Source organism: Synechococcus sp. R60.1, from assembly GCF_047461835.1.
Taxonomy (GTDB): domain Bacteria; phylum Cyanobacteriota; class Cyanobacteriia; order Thermostichales; family Thermostichaceae; genus Thermostichus.
On the sequence record NZ_JANSIA010000133.1, the window covers coordinates 1 to 4,788 of the forward strand.

The 4,788-nt window shown below is 57.9% G+C and carries 5 protein-coding genes and 1 pseudogene; 5 read left to right on the forward strand and 1 reads right to left on the reverse strand.

The window, feature by feature from the left end:
• Positions 1-54: 54 nt before the first annotated feature.
• Positions 55-204, reverse strand: coding sequence for a hypothetical protein (locus tag NW834_RS13260; RefSeq protein ID WP_414375456.1), 150 nt, complete (start codon positions 202-204; stop codon positions 55-57).
• Positions 205-304: 100 nt separating this feature from the next.
• Here NW834_RS13260 and NW834_RS13265 point away from each other — a divergent pair, with 100 nt between their 5' ends.
• From NW834_RS13265 to NW834_RS13285, 5 genes and pseudogenes are all read left to right on the forward strand, one after another.
• The gene (locus NW834_RS13265; RefSeq protein ID WP_414419809.1) at positions 305-1,489 is read left to right on the forward strand and encodes a 5-(carboxyamino)imidazole ribonucleotide synthase; all 1,185 of its coding nucleotides are present in this window, start codon (positions 305-307) and stop codon (positions 1,487-1,489) included.
• Positions 1,486-1,935, forward strand: coding sequence for a hypothetical protein (locus NW834_RS13270; protein ID WP_414351012.1), 450 nt, complete (start codon positions 1,486-1,488; stop codon positions 1,933-1,935). Before NW834_RS13265 ends, NW834_RS13270 begins: the two co-directional genes overlap by 4 nt.
• Positions 1,936-1,941: 6 nt before the next feature.
• On the forward strand, positions 1,942-2,475 hold the full coding sequence (gene rimI, locus NW834_RS13275; protein WP_414329466.1) for a ribosomal protein S18-alanine N-acetyltransferase: 534 nt from the start codon (positions 1,942-1,944) through the stop codon (positions 2,473-2,475).
• A 546-nt stretch (positions 2,476-3,021) separates the two neighbouring features.
• Positions 3,022-4,608: a mechanosensitive ion channel gene (locus tag NW834_RS13280; RefSeq protein ID WP_414387836.1), complete on the forward strand. Its 1,587-nt coding sequence runs from the start codon at positions 3,022-3,024 to the stop codon at positions 4,606-4,608.
• Positions 4,609-4,610: 2 nt separating this feature from the next.
• Positions 4,611-4,788 (forward strand): annotated as a pseudogene (locus tag NW834_RS13285) (RNA-guided endonuclease TnpB family protein); the annotation flags it as partial.

The following is a 4,788-nucleotide window of genomic DNA, read 5'->3' on the forward strand; positions in this document are numbered from 1 at the left end:
GGTAGTAATCCGTACTGAACATATTATACATTATTTTCAGTATAGTTGAGCTTATTATTGACTAGAGTCATGCTCTTCTGGGGAAATTTCTTGATCGGCCATGACGGCATTGAGGATCTGCTGTTGTTCAGCGCGAGTTAAGACCTTATCTGCCAAAGCCCGGTTAATCAAAGCTCTGGGCTCAGACGGTTGAGAGGGTTCCACCGTTTTTCTCCTAGCGCTGGAGGGCAAGGGGTCCCATAATGGGGTTCTGGATCCAAGAAGCAATGGACAGCGGCCCACCACCCAGTATAACGGTACGGCTGTGGAAACCCAGGTATCCTCAAAAGACCAGAGATCCCAACCTGTGGGGGTGATTGGCGGCGGGCAGTTGGCGCAGATGTTGGCCTTGGCAGCTCGCCAGATGGGGATCCCGCTGGTGGTGCAGGCTGCTGCTCCCACCGATCCGGCGGTGGCAGTGGCCGATGGGGTGGTTTGGGGATCCACAGCCGACAGCCAGGCCACGGCCCAGTTGTTGGAGCGCTGCCCGGTGGTTACTTTTGAAAACGAGTTTATCCCTCTGCCGGAGCTGAAAAAACTGGATCCGGAGGGATCCCGCTTTCGTCCCAGCCTCAGCACGCTAGAGCCGCTGCTGGACAAGTTGCACCAACGGCAGTTTCTGGCGCGGTTGGGGTTGCCGGTGCCGACTTTTTTTCCGCTGGAGGCGGTGTTGGATTCGGCAGACCTGGCTGGACTGGGCTTTCCGGTGGTGCTCAAGCGACGGCGGCAGGGCTACGATGGGCAGGGCACCCGCATCTTGCACGAGCGAGCGGCTTTGCAGCAGGCCCTTAGCCAATCTGAGGGGATCCCGCTATTGCTGGAGGAATGGATCCCGTTCGAGCGGGAGCTGGCGGTGATGGTAGCGCGGGGGCTGAAGGGAGAGATCCGGGTTTATCCGGTGGTGGAAACTGTGCAGATTGAGCAAATCTGCCGCCATGTCCTGGTGCCTGCCCGCATCCCCCCAACCACCGAGGCCGAGATCCGGCGCTTGGCAGCCGATCTGATGGAAAAATTGGGTGCAGTTGGCGTGTTTGGCATCGAGCTGTTCTGGGTGGCGCCGCCCCACCCCAAGGCCGGGATCTGGATCAACGAAATCTCGCCGCGGGTCCACAATTCCGGCCACTACACCCTGGAAGCCTGCCACACCTCACAATTCGAGCAACACCTGCGGGCCATCCTCGGCCTGCCCTTGGGGGATCCCTCCCTCAAGTGTGCGGGGGCAGTGATGGTGAACCTCTTGGGCTATGAGCATGCCACCGGCGATTACGCAGAAAAGCGGCAGTGCCTGGCCCAGCTCCCCAATGCCACGGTGCATTGGTACCACAAAATCCCTGCCCGCCCAGGGCGAAAACTGGGCCATGTAACCGTCTGTCTGCCGACCGCTTCTTCCCTACAGCAAGCAGAGACCATTGTTCGCACCCTCGAATCCCTCTGGTACCCCCAGCCATGAGCCAAGTGTCGGATCCCTCATTTTCTCCAGCCACACAAGCCCTGATCCAGGCCATGCAACGGCGGGATGTGCCCGCGGTAGCTCAGCAGGTGAACGGCTTGTCCCCTCAAGAGCGCCCCGCCGTGTTGACCCCTGCCCTCCAATACCTGGCCGAGGTGGATCCCGCCAGCGCCCAGTGGTTTGTTCGCCACCTCATGGCCCCTGCGGTCAAAGCGCAACTGCGAGAAGGGATCCTCAAAGCCGCCCAAGACTACCTACAGGAAGCCGGCTTCACCGAAGGGATCGACTACGAACTCAAGCCTGTTCGCGAAAGCGGTGCGGAGCACCATCCCCAATCGGGGGGCAACATCTTGAGCATCAGCCGCAGAGCCTTGCCCTACGCGGCTCCCGATGACGATCCCTTGGGGCAGTTGTTGTTGGCGGAATTCTGCGAATTGCGGGACTAGGCCACCATGAGCGGTACGAGTTATCGGCTGCAGCTGTTGGACATCACCGCCCTGCCCCAACTGCTGGAGCTGGATCGGCGGTGCTATGGGGGATACTGGGGAGAACAGGGATATCGAGCGGAGCTGGAACGACCCACAAGCACGGTGATTGGGGTAGTGGCGGAACCCGCTGCCGTTGGCGCTTCGTGTGGCTCGGGCCGAGCCGAGTTTCCCCTTCCCTCTCCAAACCCCACTTCGCCGACGCAGACGACAAAAGAGCTGGTGGGCTTCGGCATTCTCTGGCGCATTGAAGAAGAAGCGCATATCATCTCCTTGGCGGTGGATCCCGAGCACCGACGACAGGGCTTGGGCCGGCGGATTCTGGAAGAACTGCTGAACCAAGCGAGAGCAGCAGGCTGCCGCTGGGCCACTCTGGAGGTAAAGGCTTCCAATCAAGCGGCAATCCGCCTGTACGAATCGGCAGGGTTTCAACGGCTGGGACGTCGCAAGGGGTATTACAACGGAGAAGATGCGCTGGTGTATTGGAAGAAACCGATTTAGAAAAGCGTCAATTGTATATAAATTGAAGGGCTGTGAACGTTTTTCGGGATACACCTTAGGCCAGACAGTGAGCAAGCCAATAGGCTAAGCATATCAAGGCTACAGGGGATCCAACCCATTGACCGAGTGTCGATTGCCCGTTTGATTCTTTATATAGGTCATCAAAATGCTCTCATTCTGTGGATGCAAACTGCCCGCTACAGTTCCTCCCAGCAACACTGACTCTAGCCAATGCAGCCGCATCCATCGCACAACAGAGATCCTGACTTAATCTACAAAGCTCCTGCTCGGTGGGGAAAAGCTATAATCTGCGGTATCAACAACTTGAATTCGATCCTTGCCGTTCGATGGCCCATCGGAGCTTTGACTGATGGCTGGAGCCCTTGGGTTAATAGAATGTGAAGTTTTATTTCGAGATCCGACATTTCTGCCTCAATATATATTTTTCATATTCCCCCTTTGGCCAACTTGCCTGAAAAAACACTTCAGGTTAACCTACACTTGTTATCTGTCCATCCTGAGCATTTTCAAGCTGTGAGGATCATTATGGACACCTCTGGAAACACCATTGGAGATGAGGCCATCTCTTTTGTCGTCAGTCTTTGGTCTAGGCTTATCGATTTTATGCCCAATCTCCTTGCGGCGATTGCCATCTTAATTCTGGGTTGGATAGTGGCCACGGCAGTAGCCTTCGGCGTTAGAGGACTGCTCAAAAGGACGCAACTGGACAATCGCTTGGCTGCTTGGGTTTTGGGCCAAAAGCCCGGCGAGAAGCTGCCCCAAACGGAGCGCTGGGTGGCCGCTGCCGTCTACTGGGTGATTCTTGCTTTTGTGTTGGTGGCGGTACTGAATGCCCTGCAGCTTCAAGCTGTCTCCGATCCGCTCAACAGGTTTTTGGGGGAAATCTTCGTTTATCTGCCACGGGTGGGTGGGGCGCTGGTGCTGCTGGCTGTGGGCTGGGTGGTGGCCACTGTTGCTCGGCTGGCGGTCATCCAGGGGCTGCGGCGTTTCAACCTCGATGAGCAGTTGGCCCGGCCTCTGCAACAGGAAAGCACTGCCGGTGAGGCAGGTGCAGAAGGAACCCCAACCGGCCAAGAGGGAGGTACAGAGGTCACCCCTTTCCTGCTGAATGAAACTTTGGGCAATGCCCTTTACTGGCTGATTCTGCTGTTCTTTTTGCCGATCATCCTGGATACCCTGAACCTGCAGGGGCCGCTGCAGCCGGTGCAAAACCTGCTGGATCAGCTGCTGTCGATGGTGCCGCGGATTTTGGGAGCGCTGATCATCGGTGCAGTGGGCTGGTTTTTGGCCCGCATCGTGCGTGGGATCGTCTCCAATTTGTTGGTGGCAGCAGGGGCAAATCGGTTGGGGGCACGCTTTGGCGTTCCCCAGTTGGCCCAGATCGTCGGGACGGTGGTGTATGTCTTGGTGTTGATCCCGGCGGTGATTGCGGCGCTGAATGCCTTGGAAATTCGGGCCATCTCCGATCCGGCGGTGGCGATGCTGGAGCAGGTGTTGCGGGCCATTCCCATGATCGCGGGATCCGCTTTGATCCTGGCCGTCTTTTACTTGCTGGGGCAATTTTTGGCCAGCTTGGTAACCCAGTTGCTGCAGGCGGTGGGTTTTGACCGTCTGGTCGCGGGGCTGGGCTTGCCCCTGGCCGCTGCTCCTGAGCCTGAAGGGGATCCCGCTGCCAAACGTCGCACTCCCTCCGAGATCGCCGGCTTGGTGGTCTGGGTAGGCGTGGTCTTGTTTGGGGCGGTGCCGGCAGTGGAGTTGCTGCAGTTTGCCGCCCTAACCGACATTGTGCAGGGGCTGTTGCTGATTTCCGGTCGGGTGCTCATCGGCGCCCTGGTGTTTGGGATCGGTCTTTATTTGGCCAATTTGGCCCACTCTATGATCAAGAGCTTGGGTAGCCCTTCCTCAGGGGTACTGGCCCAGGCGGCGCGGGTGGCTATCTTGGTTTTTGTTGGCGCCATGGCCCTGCAGCAGATGGGCGTGGCCACCGACATTGTGGTGTTGGCTTTTGGTCTGGTTCTGGGGGCGATTGCCGTGGCGGTGGCGTTGGCTTTTGGGTTGGGAGGTCGCGATGTAGCTGCCGAGCAGATCCGGCAATGGCTCAAGAGAGAGTGAGAGCAGGTTTTGTAGATATCGCCAAGGGGGACTTTGGTAGAATCACTCGGCTGTGCTACCACCTAGACGATCTGCAATCTAGGCTGAGCAAAGCGCCGAGGCCCAAGCGTAGGCGAATGCGGCAAGCGGCGTTTCGTCTGCGGGAGAGAATCAGGAACTTGGTGGACGAGTGCCATCGCA